The organism is Flagellimonas beolgyonensis, assembly GCF_003992615.1.
Classification (GTDB): Bacteria; Bacteroidota; Bacteroidia; order Flavobacteriales; family Flavobacteriaceae; genus Flagellimonas; species Flagellimonas beolgyonensis.
The window spans coordinates 115,874-131,649 of sequence record NZ_RZMY01000013.1; the positions used below are offsets into that span (position 1 = coordinate 115,874).

A 15,776-nucleotide genomic window follows, 5' to 3' on the forward strand; every position below is an offset into this window, starting at 1 on the left:
ATATGAAAATGAAAAACTAACTTTCGAATTAATTACAGTGTAAAAGTACCTCCCAGCTTCAGCCAAACGAAATTATTGTTGTGAATCGATGCCATGATGTGGCGACCGGCTGGTTTTAACAATTTGCATGTATCCCCAGCTAAAAAAGGAAATGATGTAAACCAAAAAGAGCCTTGCCACTTGGGTCAAGACTCTTTTACGAGAACACTATATGAAAATGAAAAAATTACTTTCTTAATTAATTACATGGTAAATGTACCACGTGTGTTCCCGTAACTAAAATTATTGTTGTGAAGTACCCTTTTGTTGTGGTTTGCAATCCCTTTTTGGTTATTTCCTCGATTTACGGCAGTGCTTTTACGATGTTCGATAACACTCCGTTTACATCGAATTCAGGTTCTTCGGCCAATCCGGTACGCACCACCACCAAGTCCTTGGAGGGAATCATGAACACATGCTGACCTTGGTATCCGTTGCAGGAAAAGAGATCTTTGGGCACATCGGGGTATTTTCCTTCGGCATTCAACCAAAAGTGGGCGCCATACGTACCATCCGAGTGTTCAGTAGGTTCAGTAATATAATCCACCCATTGTGGGTCGAAAAGTTGCTCTCCGTTCCACTCGCCTTTGTTCAGGTACAATTGGCCAAATCGGCCCCAATCCCTGGTACTGGCCCAGGCGTAGGAAGAACCTACATAATTTCCCGCAATATCGGCCTCCATCACCATGGAGTACATTCCAATTTTATCGATTAAAGCGGAATAGGGAAAATCCAGATACTCTTGGTGGCTTCTAAATTGCTGACGAAGTATTCCTGAAAGTAGATTGGTGGTTCCCGAGGAATAATTCCAAATTTCAGTGGGTTTTGCAATGGCTTTTTTATCGCGTTGTGCCTGGGTCATGTCGCTGTCCAGGAACAACATTCGGGTTACATCGGAAATACCTGAATAATCCTCATCCCATGCCAGACCACTTTGCATACGCAACAGATGGTCAAGGGTAATGTTTTTTCGTTCATCATCTTTCCACTCTGCGATGGGTGCGGGCCAATCCATTTCCAGTTTACCTTGGTGATCCAAAATGCCATATAAAGTCGCTAGGACACTCTTGGTCATGGACCAACCCAATATTGGGGTGTCGGCATCGAAGCCATCAATATATTTTTCGGCCAGAATATGTCCCTTGTACAAAATGAGCAATGTTCGGGTTTTTTGTGTTTCAGGATGGGCAAAGGCCAAGGCCATGGCTTTATTGATCTGGTCCATGTCCACATCTGAAAAAATGGTGTCCACAGGAGCTGCATGTCCATACGGGTAGGGTAGGGTATCCTGAGGCTGGTTTCGGTTTGGACGAATGGTCAGTTTATCAGGATCATATTTATCATTGATCAGTACGGTACCTAAGCCGTCTCGATAAACTGCGGTTCGTTTCATTAAACCGTAAACCGTGGAAGATGCCGATTCTGCTTTTTCGTCCACTTCAGTGGAAGCCAATTCAATGAGTGGCACATTGTTATCGTTCAGGTTCATTGAGGCGGCCGAACGATGGGCCACAAATACTCCAGACGCCACATTTTTAGCAGCATAACCGGATATGATGTTCAATTTGGGATAATTCAGGTAGACCACCACTCCTATAACAATGACAAGGAGTAGCAAAACACGCTTAAGTAGTTTCATGGTTAATAGATGTATTTGTAACTTTCAGTTTTTAAAGATAAACATTTAAACATGTCCAATATCGGATTGATCATAGAAGAGCGAAGCAGGGATATCGGGGATTTTTTGGTGGGAAGATTAATTCCTTTCCGGAAAAAACGAATGATAGGCCCTTTCATTTTTATAGACCACATGGGGCCCACAGCACTTGGCCCTTCCAAATATATGGATGTGGACCAACACCCGCACATGGGCCTTTCCACATTAACCTTTATGTTGGAAGGCGAAATCGTACATGAGGATAGTTTGGGAACCCATCAACGCATCCGTCCCGGCTCTGTCAACTGGATGACGGCTGGAAAAGGGGTGACCCATACCGAACGTACCCCCGAAGACCTCCGGAATGGAAATGTATTTACTGCCCATGGCTATCAAATATGGGTGGCCTTACCCAAAGAATTGGAAGAGATAGAGCCCCAATTCCACCATATCGACGTACAAGATTTGCCCAAGTGGGAGGACGGGGATACCAAGTTTACGTTGGTCGCTGGCAAGGGGTATGGCAAGGAATCCCCAGTACCTGTGCACTCCGAATTGTTCATGGTAGAAATTCAAAATAGGGAACCTTACACCTTAAATGTAAATGGCAACCTCAAAGGAGAAATTGGGATATGCATTGTTTCCGGTGGCATAGAAGCCTGTGGGGAAACAGTGGGCGAGGGGAACATCTTGGTTTCCAAAGTGGAAGATACGTGCAACATCTCCCTAAAACCCAACACCCATTTGTTGTTGTTTGGGGGTGAACCATTTCCCGAAGAACGTTATATTTACTGGAACTTTGTTTCATCGGACCAAACCAAATTGGAATGGGCAAAAACAGCATGGGCAAACAAAACATTTCCGATGATGGAAAATGACAACACCTATGTGTCGCTTCCATCCTAACCAAAACCAATAATAGCAATAACCCTGAACCACACATGCAAACTCCCCCGAACCGAACTACACTGCTTTTAGTTGCGTGTTTTATTTTCCTGTTATCCTGCAAAAAGGAACAAAAACCAAAACAAGCGGCCGAACTGTACACCACCTATTGTGCAAGCTGCCATAAGGCACCAAAAATTGAGGAACTCCCTAAAAATGTTTGGGAAAAATCCGTGTTACCTGCCATGGTCGCCCGAATGGATGTAGAGGGCATGTACCAAGACCCCAATGAAATAAAATCTGGTTTCCGGCCCAAGATTACCCTGCAGGAGTGGTCAAAACTTGAAAATTATATAGTGTCACTGGCTCCTGAACAGTTAGATTCCATTGTTCAACCAACGACAACCGTTCAGGCACTATTTGAACCGTCTGAAATTGCATTGGACGATCAGAATGGGGCCATGATCACCTATTTACAATTTATGGAGCAGGATTCGGCACTGTACTTCGGTGATCTATCCGGAAATTTGGGATCGTATAATTTCAAGATAGGAGCTAATAAGATTTTATATCAAGGAGGCTCCCCGGTTACCTGGTACAGCAAAAACAGACAACATGCCTTGATCAGTGAAGTTGGTATTTTGGGACCATCCGAATTGGAAAAGGGAAAGATAGTGGAAATGACCAACAGTAGTTCTGATTCCATAGCCCATCCGTTCCATAGACCGGTGCATACCTTACTGGAAGATTTGAACGGCGACGGCAAGGATGAAATCGTGGTATCCGAATTCGGAAATGAAAAAGGCCGATTGTCTTTATTGACCCCGAACAAATCCGGTGGCTATGAAAAGGAAGTATTGCTCAACCTGCCAGGGGCTATCCGAACCTTGGCCAGGGATATGGACAACGATGGCAAAAAAGATATCGTGGCCTTAATGACCCAAAGCAATGAAAGCATCACCATTTTCTACCAAACCGGAAACCTGAAGTTTGAACCCAATAACGTTTTGGAATTCAGCCCGGTATATGGCACCAGTTGGTTCGAATTGGTGGACTTTGATGGTGATGGCCTAGAAGACATCATTACCGTAAATGGGGACAATGCGGATATTTCCTATACCCGGAAACCATATCATGGCATGCGCATTCATTTGAACCAAGGCGATAACACCTATTCGGAAGCCTTCTTTTTTCCGATGTACGGGGCAACACGAGTGGCTTCAAGGGATTTCGATCAGGATGGTGACGTGGATTTTGCCTTGATCAGCACTTTTGCCGATTATGAAAATTCGAGTGATTTTACCTTCGTATATTTAGAAAACAAAGATCCGAAACAATTTCAATTCGATACCAAATTGTTGGAAGACCCTTCAGCAGCCCGATGGTTTTTGATGGATGCCGCCGATGTGGACGGCGACGGCGATGAGGATATTGTGCTGAGCTCCTTCACCTATGTGTTTTCGCCCTTGCCTAAGGAGCTGAAAACAAGATGGGACGAAAGCAATGTGGACATTGTTTTGTTGGAAAATAAATTGAAGTGATACGTGGTGCAGTCATAGCGCTATTTTTGGTTTGGGGGTGCGCCCCAAAAAACACTGATGGTCAGCAGCCTTTGCACGATTGGTATGGCCATGAAGTTACTGCCTCCGCCTACAATTCTGTGTATTGGCAGACCGATAGCATCAGCCCTTCCGTTGCAGCCTGGGGCGATACTTTAAAACCCGGCATGAAAAGTATTGCTGTGTCTCGTGATCTTATCAAAATGGGATTGACGCACAATACCATGGTAAAAATCGATACCTTTCCGGATACCTTTTATGTGAAGGACAAAATGCACTGGCGTTGGCGAAACCGTATTGATATCTACATGGGAAAAGATGTTAAAAAAGCTAGGGAATGGGGCAAAAAAAGGATTATGATCTGTTATGCCGTACCCAAGGACTCCCTAACCAAATCGATAGAATGAGAAAAATTATTTGGCTACTTACTGCTGTATTGATGGTTGCATCCTGTTCCACCCAAAAGGAAATTGTGGACATCCCCATCCTATTTAACCAACAACGTGTGGACCTGACCAAGGAATACCTGCAGCAGCGCTATAACCTTAAACAGGACACGACAACCATTACCCCTAAAATGGTGGTACTGCACTGGACCGCCATTCCAACCCTGAAAAAATCATTTGAGGCCTTTAATCCACCGACCTTGCCCAATTGGCGTCCCGATTTGGTTAATGTTAGTGGTTTAAATGTATCGGCCCACTTTTTGGTGGATCAAGATGGCACCATTTACCGATTGATGCCCGAAACCGTTATGGCACGCCACACCATTGGCCTTAACCATTGCGCCATCGGTATTGAAAATGTGGGAGGCACCGAGGGAAAACCTTTGACCCAACAACAATTGAAAGCCAACATATATTTGGTCAACTATTTGGCATCCAAGTATGATATCGAATATGTGATCGGCCATCAGGAATACACCCAGTTTGAAGGGCACCCGCTTTGGCTCGAAGTTGACGATGGCTATCGGACCACAAAGACCGACCCAGGAATGGATTTCGTTAACAAAGTTAGAAAGGCCACAAAAAGATTTAATTTTAAACCTGTACCAAATAATTGATATGGAATTCAAAAAAATAGTGCCTTTGGCACTGCTCTGTTGGGCAACAACCCTTACTGCTCAAAAGGACCTGACCTCTCAGTTGTATGAAACCTATGAAAACTTCAAGGAAAACAGCATTGGTAAGCGTCGCATCAAACATGCGGATATACAGCCTTTGATCGCCGAGTTCAAGTCCAATCCAAAATTTGAAGTGCAAAAGGTAGGGCAATCCATTCAGGGCAAGGACCTGCACTTGATCAGTATCGGAACCGGCAAGCGCAACATTTTTCTTTGGTCGCAAATGCACGGTGATGAACCCACAGCAACCCAAGCCATTTTTGATATACTCCGATTTTTGGATACGCCAGAATTCCAGGAAGAAAAAGAAGTGATTCTTTCCAACTTGAAACTACATTTCCTTCCGATGCTGAATCCCGATGGGGCAGAAGTGTTCCAGCGCCGCAACGCATTGGGTATCGACATCAATAGGGATGCGTTGAGATTGCAATCCCCTGAAGGACAGACCTTGAAACGACTTCGAGACAGTCTCGATGCCGATTTTGGATTCAACCTGCACGACCAAAGCAAGTACTACAATGCCGAACTGACAGAAAAGCCGGCGACCATTTCCTATTTGGCAACCGCTTTCAATTACGAAAAGGATATCAACGAGATTCGCGCCAATGCCATGAAGGTGATCGTGTTCATGAACAATATTATCCAAAAATATGCGCCAGGGCAGGTTGGGCGGTACAGCGACGACTTCGAACCAAGGGCATTTGGCGACAATATTGCCAAATGGGGCACCAGTTTGATCTTAATTGAATCTGGCGGTTATCGGAACGATCCCGAAAAACAGGAAATACGAAAACTGAACTATGTCTCCATCTTGTCGGCACTGTATACCATTGCAGAAGAGTCCTTCAAAAGCATTCCTACGGAGGATTATGAAAAAATCCCCCATAATGATCGTAAACTATTCGACCTTAAAATCAAAAATGTGACCTATGAATTGTTGGGCAATAAATACATTCTCGATTTGGGCATTTTTCGAAATGAAGTGGACTTGAAAGATCACAACGATTTCTTTTATCGCGGAAGTGTGGCTGATCAAGGTGATTTATCCACCTTTTATGGTTATGAAACCTTCGACGCTGAAGGGTATGAGCTAATAGCTCCAAAAATGGCAACAGTAGAATCGGTAAAAAATCCCATGTCATTGCTACAAAACGGAGTGGCCTTCGTGAAGACGAAACTACCTACTGAAGTGGCCTTTACCAACCTTCCACTGCAATTGGTACACCAGGATTTTGAATTGAAACCTATGAACCTGCAACCGGGCATCAATCCCACTTTCTTCTTGAAAAAAGATGGGGTGATCACCCATGCTGTGATCAATGGGTTTTTAGTGGACCTTTCCAAACCTTTGGATGAACAAAATAAAGGCAATGGATTGATTTACAGAAAATAGAATAATAGCTAAACACTGATTGCTGATTGGTGTTTAGTTTCCATATTGATTAATTATTACACCATTAAACTTAACTAAACAAATGAAAAAAACAATTTTAATTGCACTTGCTTTGATAGCCGTCCAGACCATGTCGGCGCAGGAATCCATACATCTTTTCAATGGCAAAGATCTTGATGGATGGGTAAATCATGGTGATGAAAAATGGTATGTGGAAGATGGCGAATTGATCTGCGAGAGTGGACCAAAGGCCGAATATGGCTATTTGTCCACCAAGGAGTTTTACCAGGATTTTGAATTGACCCTGGAATTTAAACAAGAAGCCGATGGCAACAGCGGCGTTTTTATCCGTTCGACTTTTGATGGCAACAAAGTTAGTGGTTGGCAAGTGGAAGTTGCACCTCCTGGAAAACACACTGGCGGCATTTATGAATCGTATGGTCGACAATGGCTGATCAAACCCGACCCCGAAAAGGAAAAAGTTCTTAAAATGGGGGAGTGGAACACCATGAAAATCCGTGTAAATGGTGCCAATGTAACCACATGGCTCAATGGGGTTGAAATGGTACACTTGCAGGATGACATCATCGGAAAAGGGAAAGGGGCGATTGCCTTGCAAATTCACGACGGTGGTGGCATTAAGGTCCGGTGGAGAAATATAGTTTTAAAGAAACTGGAAGTACAGTAATAAAAAAAAGCCCGATGACTCATCGGGCTTTTTTATATGTTGTATCGCAATAATCTTAATTCTTCATTGGGGTAACCACAAAACTTCTAAACTCAATTGGCCCATGATCTCCTTGGATCAAAAAGGGACCGGGTTCGCCTTCCTTGCTATCCAAAGCACCCCCCGTAATCCCTGGTATAGTGGCATCGCTGATTACGGTTTTTCCATTTAAAACAACGGTTACCCTTCTACCGATCAGGGTAATATCATAGGTTTGCCATTCGCCGGCACTTTTTGCCGCATTTTGATTGGGTTCCAAAAAGCCATAAACGCCGCCGATATAAATGTCCATGGGTTCCAAGCCCTTACTTCCATCCTCGATCTGTACTTCATAACGACCCCGAAGGTATATACCACTGTTGCTGCCCTCAGGATAACGAAATTCGACATGGAGCTTAAAATCTTGGAACTTTTGATCGGAAATTAAATTGGCGCCCGACTCCGGACTTGTCAACACACCATCCTTTACCATCCATTGGTTTTTCTCGCCTTCTACATGCCATCCGGTCAAATCCTTGCCATTGAACACATTAATCGATTTGTCCCACTTTGGATTTTCGGTATATGCCAAGTTGGGGGCCTTCACGCCGGTCCATGGTACCACCGATCCATCGGTAAAAATCATTGTCCCCTTCAGTTTGCCATCGTTCAATTCTCCATGGAAAATCATATCGCTGCCCTTGGGCTCCCACTGGTTCGGTATGCTGAACGTAAATTTATTTTCCCCGAATGGTTTTACTTCTGCTATGGGTCTAGCACTACCAAAGGCGAAAACAAATCGACCAATCAATGTGGCATGGCCCGAATGTCGGATTTCCAGCCAGGACGGGGCTGTTTTGCCCATAAATTCCATTTCAAGGTCCCATCGTCCTTCCAACGGACTGATGTTCTGGGCATTCAGGTTCATGCACGCTCCAAAAACGAAGGTGCATAGTAAAATAATAAACGAGTGTTGTTTGGATGTCATAGTTTGTTCAGTTAGAATTGAAACATCCAAGATACGGAATTATCCCTTTTTACTCACATCCGCCTTCGAACCCTGAGGCATCGAATTTGGTCTGAACGGCACCTTGTAAACTGCCATTCGTCAATCGGATCACCAAATTGTTTTCACCGCTTCCATCCCGTTTGGGGCTGCAGTATTCAAAAAGGTAAAAACTATTGGCCTGTTCGGCCACACGTTGGGATATTTGGTTGAAGGTATTTTCCAATTCTTCCTTATTGGCCGCAAAAACACTGGCTGTTTTTCCAATACCTTCCAAAACTTCGGTATCAATTTCAGCCCCAAGGCCGATGGTAAAGAAAGAAATGTTTCGATTGGCATCCTTCACGGCATTCAAAGCATCGGATTCTCGATAACGGGAAGCCTGATCGGTACCATCCGTGAACAACACTACAGAAGCAGCCCCGATGACATTGGTATTGGATTTCAACAAATCTTCTGCAATTTTCGTGGATTTGATTACCGCTCCATAAAGATCGGTAGAGGGATCGTTGCTGATATCGGCAGTAATGCCGTCCACGGCAGCGGTCAACTCGGTAGCGGACGATGACAACGCGTTCAATAAGTGCAGTTCATCCTCACCATCAAACCAATAAATGGCCATTTTAAAGGATTCGGTAGCGGGGCTGGGCATCACATTGTTGATAAAACTGATGGAAGCCGCCTTAAGCTCATCCAAGCTGCTCTCCAAAACACTGTTGCTCAAATCAAGTACCAAAACGGTGTTGTTGTTGAATACCTGTGTATTCGGTGAAATACGCGCTTGGGATTCGGAAGGTGAAATCAAATTAAAACATGCATCGTTCCTCCCTTGTTCGTAAATGGTGAACTGATTCGCCGTAAGTCCGGAAATGGGGTTACCCAAAAGATCGGACACTTTAAAAAGAATGGATACTTTTCCGGGTAGGGTAGTGAATTCATCCTGAATGGAAAGCAACAGTTCGTTCTCCCCAAAACCAAGGCAATCATCCGGTTCCTCTCCCAATCCCAATTCACGGTTGTTGATGTCAAAATCAACATCATCATCGGCATTGCCACAGGAATTCAATACAAATACAAAAGATAAAAGGAAGGTATATTTTAAGATGTTCTTCATTTTCAAAAGAGTTAAGGTTCTGCATGCAGAACGCACATTTCGATGGAAAATTATGTCGACCCAATTAATTTGGTTGTTAAGAAACGTTAAAATGATATTTGCGCTGTTAAAAAAATACCAGTGCGTACAATTTTTGATAATTTCAGCCCATCAAACAGAACCAGTTGTAATACGTACCGACCTAACTGACCGAAACACAACAGTACCATAACCCAAAATTAGGTTGCATTTATGACGATTCTATTGTTTGGCCCCGCCAAGGAGATTGTGGGCAGTCCCACATTGTCCGTTCCCACATCCAATTTAACCGGAAAGAAATTGCCAAAAAATGTTGGCGAGCTACGGCTTTTTTTGAACAACACCTATCCAGAACTGAAAAGATTAAAATCAGTGATCGTGGCCGTGAACCACAATTATGCGGAAGACCATACCATCATCAATTCGTACGATGAAATAGCGCTTATTCCAAGTCAGACTGGTCGATAGCGTTTAAAGCTGTAAATTGGCTCAAATGGGGAATGTTCAAAAAGATATCGCACCCTTGTTCGGGTTGGTTCTGATGGGTGGAAAAAGCCATCGGATGGGAGCCAATAAAGCGGAATTGGTCTATCATGAACAAGCACAATACCTACATCTGTATAAACTTTTGGATTTGTTCTGCGAAAACACTTTTTTGAGTTTAAATACCTCACAATCAATTTACAAAGAACAACATATTAAAGTAATACTAGATAATAATCAATATGCTGGACCTTACAATGGACTTATGAGTGCATACGATGCGTACCCGCATGTGGCTTGGTTGGTTGTAGCCTGCGATTTGCCCTTTCTTGGGCAAAATGAACTGAAAGCCTTGCTCCAGGGCCGAAATCCGAATAAACCCGCAACGGCCTTAACCTCCACGGCAACTGGAATTCCAGAGCCCCTAATCTGTATTTGGGAACCTCACGGACTGCAAATGGCCAAAGCCTATATGATGCATTCCGGGAATATCAGTCCAAAACATTTCTTGATCCATTCAGATGCTAAACGGGTATTTGTTGACAATGAGGAATGCTTGTTCAATGCCAATACGCAAGAAGATTTTGAATTTGCCAAAAGAAAAATTGACAATTCAGAACAAAAGGAGTAGGGAAGGGCTACCTGCGCTTTGACTTGGATTGCGCATCAAGATCCAGCGGTTCCAAATCCTGAAAAATGCCACAGGAGATTTGCTTTTTCAATAAGGATCTTGATTTTTTCCGTTTGGCCAACGCTTCGATTTCCTTGTTCAAGTATTGCATGTGATTGCGATTTTACCTAAAAACGAATTTACATTTTTTTATTTTGAAAATCAATGGGTTATCCATTTTTTAACCTATAATTTACCATTCAGGTATTCCTCCACATACAGCCAATGCATTTTTAGGATAAGACTGGCCGTGGGAAGGTTGTCATCCAACAAGGCGTGCACAATGGCGTGGGTTTGCTGGTCCATTTTCTCAAAAAAGGCAAGCTCATTCACCAATTGGTATTCGTAGAAACGCAGGCGTAGGCGCAGGTCATTGATCAATTGCACCAAAACACTGTTGTTGCAATTCTGGGTCAGACAATCATGGAATTTAAACCTGAGCTGCAATCGCTCACGAATCTCCCCGGTCAATGTCATCTGTTGTTGCAAATGGGCCAGTTCATCCAAATCCATGGATTCCAAATTGGATTGCTCCAAAGCCATGACCTCCAATTGGGATAGGGTGGCAATGAGCTCATGGATTTCTTTTTTGGACAATTTGGATACCATAAACCCCCGATTGGGAACGGCACAGATCGCACCAACTTGTTCCAATTGGCTCAACGCCTCACGGATAGGGGTAACACTGATTCCTGTTTCACGCGAAAGGGCCGCCAAGTTGATCGTTTTCCCGATGGCAAGGTCACCTTGATGGATCTGGAACAACAGCTGCTCTTTGATTTTGTCCCGTAAAACAATTTTTTTCGACATAATCCCAAGTTAATAATCGTATACGATTTAACGCCCTAATTTTGAAGTTATTATTCTATATTTAAGCCTCGGTTAAAATCTTTTTGCATGAAAAAATTGTTATTGGGCGCTGTCATCTTCTTGTTTGTATTGGGATGCAAGAATACGCCCTCGGAACCAACTCAATCTGTAAGCCTATACGAAACACAATTGTTCAAAGACGTTCAATTGTCCTCTATTTTCGAAGATTCCAAGACGTTTGTAGATCTGGTTCCAAAACGGGACGTGTCCATTCTTGAAGCTGAATATTTGGCACAAAAAGATCAAGAAGGTTTTAGCCTAAACGATTTTGTGCTTGCAAATTTTGAGGACAAATCCATGCGTGGTCTCCAATTTGAACTGGACACGACCCAAAACATGTACGAGCATATTTCGCACATGTGGGACAAGCTCAAACGGGAGCCGGATAGCGTGTTTGCCCATGCATCGCGGATTGCCTTGCCCCATGACTATATTGTTCCGGGCGGACGATTCCAGGAGATCTACTACTGGGACAGTTATTTTACCATGGAAGGGTTGTTGGTGGACGGGCAGGATGAAGTGGCCGAAAGCATGGTGGCCAATTTTGCTTTCTTAATCGATTCCCTTGGGTTTATACCAAACGGTACCAGAGATTATTACAATACACGATCCCAGCCACCTTATTTCGCCTTGATGGTGGACGCCATCGCCCGAAAGAATGAAAAGGTATTGGTGAAGTATTTGCCCCAAATCGAAAAGGAATACAACTATTGGATGGAGGGTGCTAAAGATGTTGGTAAATTGCACCCGACCAAACGCGTGGTGAACCTTTCGGATGGCAATACCTTGAACCGCTACTGGGATTCCGGAAACACCCCAAGACCGGAATCGTACAAGGAGGATTATTTATTGGCCCAAAACCTGCCCAACGATTCCATGAAACAATTACTGTATAAAAATTTGCGTTCGGCTGCGGCCTCAGGATGGGATTTCAGCTCCCGTTGGTTTGGAAAGGAGCGGGGATTGGCTTCCACGGAGACCCTTTCCATTCTTCCGGTGGACTTGAACTGTTTACTTTTTTTTATGGAACAAAGTTTGGCCAAAGCCCATGGTCTGGCGGGCAATGCCGATCAAAGCAACCAATACGAGAATCTGGCAGCCAAACGGAAGATGGCCATACAAACTTACTTTTGGAATGAAAATGCCGGATATTACCAAGATTACAATTTTGAAAAAGGTCGGTTGACCTTGGAGCCAACATTAGCCGGGATGACTCCCTTATTTTTTGGTTTGGCCTCGGATGAACAGGCCGAGAAAGTAAAGGATGTGATCATGTCCGTTTTCTTAAAGGACGGTGGGTTGGTTACCACATTGGACCATTCTGGCCAACAATGGGATGCACCGAACGGATGGGCGCCCTTACAGTGGTTGGCTGTAAGCGGTTTGCTGAATTATGGCTATACGGCAGAAGCGAAGGAAATTATGACCCGTTGGTTAACCCTGAACGAAAAGGTATATGCCAACACAGGCAAAATGATGGAAAAATACAATGTGGAAGACCTCACATTGCTGTCAGGAGGAGGGGAGTACCCCACTCAAGATGGTTTCGGGTGGACCAATGGAGTGGCCCTAGGATTTAAAAAAATATTGGAAGATTTGAACAGGCCCAATTAAAATTGGGGATATCCTCATTACTTTCCTATAATTACATACTAAAAAACCGTTCATCGAATAATGACCTGGTTGAGCACTAAATGTAACTCCTATGCGTTTATACACCCGTAAACACATAACACACATACCATGAGTAAACTAACGTTGAAAATTTGTTGCATAACCCTTTTTGGAGCTGCTTTATTGGGATTGCAGTCCTGTAGTGAAGACGCCATGCCCGGCGATGGGGAAGCGTTGACCGCAGCGGAATTGCATACCGTTTTGTCCGTGGATGAAGTGTCTGGCGTAACCGATTCTGCCTTGGCAGACCTGTATGCCACCACAACCGGAAAAATGGGCAGCGCCTTTAAAATGAACGAATGCTATACCGCGGAATACACCGACACTGGCTTTGTGGCCACCTTTAACAACTGTGTGCTCAACGGAACCGATAATGTGGACGGAACCGTGACCGTAACCTACGAAATGGGAACGGAAACCGCATCCTTTACTGCCACCTATGTCGACTTTTATGTTGGGACCGTCAAATTGAACGGAACCCGCACCTTTGTGGCCAATACCAATGGCAATCAGAACAGTATTTCCTTTACCGTAACCAGCGACATGACCGTGGAAATGGAGGATGGCAGTCTGATCAGTGAGGCAGGCACGCGTAGTTTCAGCTTTACTTTTGGCGCCGATTTGGCGAGCACCACCTATAGCATCTCCGGTAATTGGACCGTAATGGCCGATGGCAACACCTATGCCGTGGAAACTTTGGAGGCCCTTGCAGGCAATGCCGCCTGCGGCTATGTCACTAGTGGAAGCATGGTGGTTTCCAAAAACGGATTGGCCGTGACCGTTGATTTTGGCAACGGTGATTGTGATGACAAGGCGACCTTGATCTATCCGAACGGCGCAACAGAAGAAATTACCCTTTAAACAAGTCAGATTTTTTAAAGAGAAGGAAAGCACCGAGTAGATTCGGTGCTTTCTTTTTTATGCATGTCCCTACGATGAGTTTGGTTATATTTAGCTGATAATTCGAAGCAGATGATCCAGGAACTGATACAATCCCAAAATGATTTTTTTGAATCGCAACAAACTAAGGACGTTAATTTTAGAAATAAACATCTAAAGTTATTATATAAGGAATTTCAGCGACAAGAAGATGCCATTTGCGAGGCCATTTATGTGGATTTCCAAAAACCTAAATTTGAAAGTTTGGGCACCGAGACCCAGTTGGTACTGGCCGAACTGAAGTATGCCATCAAAAACGTGAAATCGTGGAGCGAACCCAAGCGGGTGCCCTCTGCGATGATCAATTTTCCGTCCAAGGAATGGATCCAATATGAACCCTTTGGCAAGGTATTGATCATATCACCCTGGAATTATCCGTTTATGCTGGCCCTGTCGCCGTTGATAGGTGCCCTGGCAGCGGGGAATACCGCAGTGATCAAACCTTCCGAACTGAGTCCGAATACCTCCCAAATCATCGCGCAAATCATTAAAAAGGTGTTTCCGCCGGAATATGTGGCCGTTGTGGAAGGGGGAGTGGAGGTCTCCACCCAATTATTGGCCGAAAAATGGGAGTATATCTTTTTTACGGGCAGCACGGCTGTGGGCAAAATTGTGTATAAAAGCGCTGCGGAGCATTTAACGCCCGTCACTTTGGAACTTAGTGGTAAGAATCCCTGTATTGTGGACGAAACCGCCAACATTAAACTGGCCGCCAAGCGCATTGCCTGGGGTAAGTTTTTGAATGGGGGACAGACCTGTATCGCGCCGGATTACATCTTGGTGCATAACAAGGTGAAAGACGCTTTGGTGGAAGCCTTAAAACAAGAAATTACTGCATTTTATGGCGCTGAAATGGCAAAATCTCCGGATTTTGCACGCATGGCGACCGATAAGCATTACCAAGGCCTGAAAGCCAAATTGGAGGGCCAAAAGGTGGTTTTTGGAGGGGATTTTGACGATGCCACGCACTATATAGCACCGACATTGGTGGATGAGCCCGCTCAGGACAGTGCGTTGATGGCAGGTGAGATTTTCGGACCCATTTTGCCCATATTGGGCTATTCCGATGAACAGGAAATCCATGATTGTATTTCACGCTACGACAAACCATTGGCGTTTTATGTGTTTTCGAACCGTAAAAAGTTCCAGAAACAACTGATGGAGCGTTATCCGTTTGGTGGTGGCACCATAAACGATACAATCATCCACATCAGCAACAAACATTTGCCATTTGGTGGTGTGGGCGCCTCAGGAATTGGCGGCTATCATGGCAAGTTTTCGTTTGAGTTGTTCTCCCACAAAAAAGCCATTGTTAAACGAGGCACCTGGTTGGATGTTCCGGTACGTTATGCACCATACAAACTTTCGGAGCAATGGGCAAAACGAATAAAACAATTATTCTAGGAAAACACAAAGAAGGGAAGGATTCGAAATATTCTATTTTACATAATATATATTATGGTTCAATTGTTGTTCTACAGCAAATTGCATATAGCTTTGCTATTTGATATAGTGTAAAAAGAAATTCTGCTAATATATCCAACGCCTCATCTCGCCATCAAATAAAATCATCTACTAGATAATTTTATTCGTCACGTAGCCAGCGCCATTAAAAGCTTAGCTTTTCTTTTTTGTTGAAA

At 44.0% G+C, this 15,776-nt stretch carries 15 protein-coding genes and 1 pseudogene; 11 read left to right on the forward strand and 5 right to left on the reverse strand.

The window, feature by feature from the left end; translation table 11 throughout:
- Nucleotides 1-343: 343 nt before the first annotated feature.
- Complete coding sequence (locus tag EO131_RS07275) at nucleotides 344-1,678, reverse strand: serine hydrolase domain-containing protein (RefSeq protein WP_127020391.1); 1,335 nt, start codon at nucleotides 1,676-1,678, stop codon at nucleotides 344-346.
- A 51-nt stretch (nucleotides 1,679-1,729) separates the two neighbouring features.
- On the opposite strand from EO131_RS07275, the gene EO131_RS07280 reads away from it, so the two are divergent.
- The 6 genes from EO131_RS07280 (at nucleotide 1,730) to EO131_RS07305 (ending at nucleotide 7,344) form a co-directional block, all read left to right on the forward strand.
- On the forward strand, nucleotides 1,730-2,602 hold the full coding sequence (locus tag EO131_RS07280) for a pirin family protein (protein WP_127020392.1): 873 nt from the start codon (nucleotides 1,730-1,732) through the stop codon (nucleotides 2,600-2,602).
- A gap of 35 nt (nucleotides 2,603-2,637) precedes the next feature.
- Entirely contained in the window at nucleotides 2,638-4,122 is a 1,485-nt protein-coding gene (locus EO131_RS07285) for an FG-GAP repeat domain-containing protein (RefSeq protein ID WP_127020394.1), read from the forward strand.
- Nucleotides 4,123-4,148: 26 nt separating this feature from the next.
- The gene (locus EO131_RS07290; protein ID WP_127021373.1) at nucleotides 4,149-4,547 is read left to right on the forward strand and encodes a 3D domain-containing protein; all 399 of its coding nucleotides are present in this window, start codon (nucleotides 4,149-4,151) and stop codon (nucleotides 4,545-4,547) included.
- Entirely contained in the window at nucleotides 4,544-5,203 is a 660-nt protein-coding gene (locus EO131_RS07295; protein WP_127020396.1) for a peptidoglycan recognition protein family protein, read from the forward strand. The genes EO131_RS07290 and EO131_RS07295 overlap by 4 nt, the downstream gene beginning before the upstream one ends.
- 1 nt (nucleotide 5,204) lies before the next feature.
- Entirely contained in the window at nucleotides 5,205-6,656 is a 1,452-nt protein-coding gene (locus EO131_RS07300; RefSeq protein ID WP_127020398.1) for a M14 family zinc carboxypeptidase, read from the forward strand.
- An 82-nt stretch (nucleotides 6,657-6,738) separates the two neighbouring features.
- The gene (locus EO131_RS07305) at nucleotides 6,739-7,344 is read left to right on the forward strand and encodes a 3-keto-disaccharide hydrolase (RefSeq protein ID WP_127020400.1); all 606 of its coding nucleotides are present in this window, start codon (nucleotides 6,739-6,741) and stop codon (nucleotides 7,342-7,344) included.
- A 55-nt stretch (nucleotides 7,345-7,399) separates the two neighbouring features.
- On the opposite strand, the gene EO131_RS07310 is transcribed toward EO131_RS07305, so the two are convergent.
- Nucleotides 7,400-8,350, reverse strand: a complete 951-nt coding sequence (locus EO131_RS07310) for a 3-keto-disaccharide hydrolase (RefSeq protein ID WP_127020401.1) — start codon at nucleotides 8,348-8,350, stop codon at nucleotides 7,400-7,402.
- A 49-nt stretch (nucleotides 8,351-8,399) separates the two neighbouring features.
- A complete protein-coding gene (locus EO131_RS07315; protein WP_127020403.1) occupies nucleotides 8,400-9,482 on the reverse strand; it encodes a vWA domain-containing protein in 1,083 nt (360 codons plus the stop codon).
- Nucleotides 9,483-9,713: 231 nt separating this feature from the next.
- Here EO131_RS07315 and EO131_RS07320 point away from each other — a divergent pair, with 231 nt between their 5' ends.
- Entirely contained in the window at nucleotides 9,714-9,968 is a 255-nt protein-coding gene (locus EO131_RS07320; RefSeq protein ID WP_127020405.1) for a MoaD/ThiS family protein, read from the forward strand.
- Between the two features lie 25 nt (nucleotides 9,969-9,993).
- Nucleotides 9,994-10,614: an NTP transferase domain-containing protein gene (locus EO131_RS07325; protein ID WP_127020407.1), complete on the forward strand. Its 621-nt coding sequence runs from the start codon at nucleotides 9,994-9,996 to the stop codon at nucleotides 10,612-10,614.
- A 7-nt stretch (nucleotides 10,615-10,621) separates the two neighbouring features.
- Here EO131_RS07325 and EO131_RS17115 read toward each other — a convergent pair whose 3' ends face one another.
- Entirely contained in the window at nucleotides 10,622-10,765 is a 144-nt protein-coding gene (locus EO131_RS17115; RefSeq protein ID WP_164731642.1) for a hypothetical protein, read from the reverse strand.
- 74 nt (nucleotides 10,766-10,839) lie between these two features.
- Nucleotides 10,840-11,463, reverse strand: a complete 624-nt coding sequence (locus EO131_RS07330; RefSeq protein WP_127020409.1) for a GntR family transcriptional regulator — start codon at nucleotides 11,461-11,463, stop codon at nucleotides 10,840-10,842.
- An 87-nt stretch (nucleotides 11,464-11,550) separates the two neighbouring features.
- Here EO131_RS07330 and EO131_RS07335 point away from each other — a divergent pair, with 87 nt between their 5' ends.
- The 3 genes and pseudogenes from EO131_RS07335 to EO131_RS07345 all read left to right on the forward strand — a co-directional run.
- Entirely contained in the window at nucleotides 11,551-13,137 is a 1,587-nt protein-coding gene (locus EO131_RS07335) for a trehalase family glycosidase (RefSeq protein WP_164731643.1), read from the forward strand.
- A gap of 129 nt (nucleotides 13,138-13,266) precedes the next feature.
- Nucleotides 13,267-14,058 carry a hypothetical protein gene (locus EO131_RS07340; RefSeq protein ID WP_127020411.1) on the forward strand — a complete coding sequence of 264 codons (792 nt, stop codon included), beginning with the start codon at nucleotides 13,267-13,269 and terminating at the stop codon, nucleotides 14,056-14,058.
- 105 nt (nucleotides 14,059-14,163) lie between these two features.
- A pseudogene (locus tag EO131_RS07345) lies at nucleotides 14,164-15,540 on the forward strand (aldehyde dehydrogenase); the annotation flags it as partial.
- Nucleotides 15,541-15,776 lie beyond the last annotated feature (236 nt).